This window comes from Rhodopseudomonas sp. BR0C11, assembly GCF_010820945.1.
Lineage (GTDB): Bacteria > Pseudomonadota > Alphaproteobacteria > Rhizobiales > Xanthobacteraceae > Rhodopseudomonas > Rhodopseudomonas palustris_H.
Genome location: NZ_QTKI01000458.1, coordinates 1 through 3,570 on the forward strand (window position 1 = coordinate 1; position 3,570 = coordinate 3,570).

The window sequence follows — 3,570 nt, forward strand, 5'->3', positions numbered from 1 at the left end:
CGACTTGCCCCGGAAGGACTCCGAAATCACGGTCGCGGCGTAATGATCGCCGTCACCGGCGAGGTCGCGAATCGTCACCTCCGCGTCGGGAATCGCGGCCTTGATCATGGCCTCGATGTCGCGGGCATCCATCGGCATTCGGTCATCCTCCAGATCGTCGCGGCCGCCGGCGCGGGGCGCGCGGTGGCAATCTTGCACCGCCATCCTATATGGCAGTGCGTCCCTTTCAAAGCCACCACGCCGGTACATCGCGGCGAGGTGACTGCGACGCCGGTCCGAAACGCACCCTGAGGTCCGCCCATGAAGCTCCCCGGCCCCGATCATCCGATCACGATCACGGCAAATCCGAACGGCGTCCGGGTCAGCGCGGACGGCAAGGTGATCGCCGAGACCCGCCGGGCGCTGACGCTGCAGGAGGCGAGCTATCCGCCGGTGCAGTACATTCCGCGGGAAGACGCGGACATGAGCCTGCTGGAGAAGACCACGCGTGTCACACACTGCCCCTATAAGGGCGATGCCAGCTATTTCAGCATCGTGGCCGGGGGCGAGCCGCAGCCCAATGCGGTGTGGAGCTATGAGGAGCCGTTTCCGGCGATGGCGGAGATCGCCGGCTATCTGGCTTTCTATCCGCAAAAGGTTCAAATCGAAGAATTCAAACCCTAGCAATTCGCCGAAGAGGCGATTCAGCTATTGCGCAGTATCGTAATTCACCGGCGGCATCGCGCGGGGCTCTTGTCGTGACTGTAACCTATCCCACCACCGGCGGCATGACCGCGCACGCAGCTTCGCATGTGCGCGACCTGTCCCTCGACCGGACCCGGACCTTCCTCACCATCCTGGTGCTGATCCACCATTCGGTGATCCCCTACACCTATTTCGGTCACACCGATCCGTCGTCGTTCATCGGCTTCGACTGCATCGTGCTCGCCACCGACAGCTTCTTCATGGCGATGTTCTTCATGCTGTCGGGGCTGTTCTTGTGGCCCAGCCTCGACCACCGGCCGAAATTCGGCTCGCTGGCGCGCGACCGGCTGATCCGGCTCGGCATCCCGTTCGTGATCGCAGCCTTCACCGTGATCCCGATCGCCTACTACGCGCTGGCGCTACGCGCCGACCCGACCGAGACCTTCGCCAAATTCTACGAGAACATGATCACGGTCGGCCCGTGGCCGAGCGGACCGTTGTGGTTTCTGTGGGTGCTGTTCATCTTCAGCGTGATCGGCGGCGGGCTGTACCGGATTTCGCGGCATTCGCTCGATCCGATCAATCATCTGGCCAAGCTCGGCTACAAATCGCCGGCGCTGTTCATCGGCGCCGTGTTCCTGGTTACCGCGATCCTCTACGTGCCGTCGCGGCTGTACTACACCTCGACCTATTGGTTCGAATGGGGACCGTTCGCGGTGCAGGCCAGCCGCGTACTGCTGTACACCGCCTACTTCTTCATCGGTGCCGGCATCGGCGCCTGCCATCCCGAGCAGAGCGTGCTCGGTGCCGGTGGCAAGCTGGCGCAGCAATGGTGGATTTGGCTGCTGGTGGCGCTGGTGCCGTATCTCGGGATGTGGGGCCTGATCGGCATCAAGCGCGGCATCCTCGACAATCCGGACGACCTGCCGATGTGGTACGAGGCGAGCTACAGCGTCGCCCTCACCGCGTTCAGCGCCGCGATCATCTTTGCGATCCTCGCCGTATTTTTGCGCTTCCGCCGCGGCGGCTGGAGCCTGCTCGATCCGTTGCAGCACGATGCCTACGGCATCTTCCTGGTGCACTACGCCTACATGCTGTGGCTGCAATACTGGCTGTACGACTACGACCTGCCGGCGATCGTCAAAGCCGCCATCGTATTCACCCTCGGCCTGCTGCTGAGCTGGGCCACGACCTACCTGCTCCGGAAGATTCCAGGCGCATATCGGGTGCTGTGAGGCCCCTCATCCGTCATTCCGGGGCGCGAGCGCAGCTCGCGAGCCCGGAATCCATAACCACCGAATCTGTTGCTCGCGCACGGCGTCGCCTGCCGTGCGCGTCCGCGAGTCCAGGGGTTATAGATTCCGGGCCTGCGCTGCTACGCAGCGCATCCCGGAATGACGATGGAGGGTGATCGGACGGGGCTGAGAGTCTGGGTTCGCTCTCCGCGCGAGCGCCCCGGAATGACATCGAAAACAAACCCCGTCATTGCGAGCGAAGCGAAGCAATCCAGCGCAGTGCATGGAGCTGGATTGCTGCGTCGCGTTGCTCCTCACAATGACGGCGAGGGCCTTGAAGGCGCTTAGTTCTTCCCCGCCATATAGTCCGGCAGCCAATGCTCGTGAGCGTGTCGCAGCGCCTTGATGTCGACGGTGCGCTCGCCTTCGATCTTCAGCGCGTGGCCGCCGGTGACGCCGATCTGGTTGCAGGGCACGCCGATCGTCTTCAGCTTGGTCTTCACCGCGAGCAGGTCGGATTCCTTCACCGTGACCAGATAGCGCGCCTGGTCCTCACCGAACCACCAGGCGTGCGACACGATCTCGGCCGGCGGCGCGTCGAGCGCGGCGCCGATGTTGCCGGCGATCGCCATCTCGGCGAGCGCGACCAGCAGGCCGCCGTCGGACAGGTCGTGCACGGCGGTCGCGGTGCCGGCGTGGATCATGCCGCGCACAACGTCACCGTGGCGCTTTTCGCAGGTCAGATCGACCGGCGGCGGCGCGCCTTCTTCGCGGCCGCAGATATCACGCAAGTACACCGACTGGCCGAGCCAGCCCTTGGTCTCGCCGATCAGCAGGATCGCCTCGCCTTCAGCCTTGAACGCCAGCGTCGCCGACTTGGTGAAGTCGTCGAGCACGCCGACGCCGCCGATCGACGGGGTCGGCAGGATGCCGCGGCCGGAAGTCTCGTTGTAGAGCGAGACATTGCCGGAGACGATCGGCGAGTCGAGCGCGATACAGGCTTCCGAGATGCCCTTCAGGCAGCCGACCAGCTGGCCCATGATCTCGGGCCGCTCCGGATTGCCGAAGTTCAGGTTGTCGGTGATCGCCAGCGGTTTGCCGCCGACCGCGGTGATGTTGCGATAGGCTTCCGCCACCGCCTGCTTGCCGCCCTCGAACGGATCGGCCTCGCAGTAACGCGGCGTGACGTCGACGGTGAGCGCGAGGCCCTTCGGGCCGTCCTCGATGCGCACCACCGCGGCGTCGCCACCAGGGCGTTGCACGGTGTTGCCGCCGATGACGTGGTCGTACTGCTCCCACACCCAGCGCTTGCTGCACAGATCCGGCGTCGCCAGCAGCTTCTCCAGCGCCTCGGCGGCGCCCATCGGCGCGTTGATGTCGCGGGCATGGATCACCGGCAGCTTCGGCGACTCGGTCCAAGGGCGATCGTAGAGCGGCGCCTCGTCGCCGAGCTCCTTGATCGGCAGGTCGGCCTTCACCTGCCCGCCATGCTTGACCACGAACCGCTTGGTCGGCGTGGTGTAGCCGACGATCGCGAAGTCGAGGCCCCACTTCTTGAAGATCTCTTCGGCTTCCTTTTCCTTCTCCGGCTTCAGCACCATCAGCATGCGCTCCTGGCTTTCGGAGAGCATCATCTCGTAGGCGGTCATGC

Annotated in this window: 4 protein-coding genes; 2 read left to right on the plus strand and 2 right to left on the minus strand. The window is 64.6% G+C overall.

Going from position 1 to position 3,570, the window contains the following annotated elements; translation table 11 throughout:
- Nucleotides 1-138: BolA family protein (locus DYI24_RS23330; protein WP_502706369.1), on the minus strand; the 138-nt coding region annotated here is incomplete at its 3' end.
- 162 nt (nt 139-300) lie between these two features.
- On the opposite strand from DYI24_RS23330, the gene DYI24_RS23335 reads away from it, so the two are divergent.
- Together DYI24_RS23335 and DYI24_RS23340 are read left to right on the plus strand one after the other, a co-directional pair.
- The gene (locus DYI24_RS23335; protein WP_107343599.1) at nt 301-663 is read left to right on the plus strand and encodes a DUF427 domain-containing protein; all 363 of its coding nucleotides are present in this window, start codon (nt 301-303) and stop codon (nt 661-663) included.
- 74 nt (nt 664-737) lie between these two features.
- Nucleotides 738-1,919: an acyltransferase family protein gene (locus DYI24_RS23340; RefSeq protein ID WP_164574026.1), complete on the plus strand. Its 1,182-nt coding sequence runs from the start codon at nt 738-740 to the stop codon at nt 1,917-1,919.
- A gap of 344 nt (nt 1,920-2,263) precedes the next feature.
- Here the strand turns inward: DYI24_RS23340 and DYI24_RS23345 are convergent.
- Nucleotides 2,264-3,570: AIR synthase-related protein (locus tag DYI24_RS23345; RefSeq protein WP_246701354.1), on the minus strand; the 1,307-nt coding region annotated here is incomplete at its 5' end.

Coding starts and splice junctions, on each gene's coding strand:
- DYI24_RS23335 (WP_107343599.1), top strand. CDS start 301: ATGAAGCTCCCCGGCCCCGATCATCCGATCACGATCACGGCAAATCCG.